The sequence below is a fragment of the Frankia sp. Mgl5 genome (genome assembly GCF_023242985.1).
Lineage (GTDB): Bacteria > Actinomycetota > Actinomycetes > Frankiales > Frankiaceae > Parafrankia > Parafrankia soli.
The window spans coordinates 1-276 of record NZ_JALKFY010000103.1 but is presented as its reverse complement, the minus strand read 5'-3'; the positions used below and the strand labels follow the sequence as shown (position 1 = coordinate 276).

The 276-nt window shown below is 60.1% G+C and carries 1 protein-coding gene; it reads right to left on the bottom strand.

Annotation, left to right across the window (positions count from 1 at the left end):
- Positions 1-38: 38 nt before the first annotated feature.
- On the bottom strand, positions 39-276 hold a 238-nt coding region (locus MXD62_RS08555), incomplete at its 5' end, for a hypothetical protein (protein WP_248828853.1).

The following is a 276-nucleotide window of genomic DNA, read 5'->3' as shown; positions in this document are numbered from 1 at the left end:
AAACCGCTACTACGAGTACCATCAAGCCGCGTAACTGTTCAAAGCCCTACCTGTGAACGAAACCGGGGCAGCTTCACCACCACGCGACGCCCCTCGTTGCGCATTTGTCCTGGTCCTGGGTCCTTCATGTGGCCACAACCCCTGCGGGGCTGGGGCCGCATGAAGCCGCTCTGGTGGGGCCGTACAGGACCGCCGTAGCCATCCTCGATGACCAGCGGCGACAGCCCTGAAAACACCAGCTTGATCAGACGATTCGCTTCACACATGACACATCGT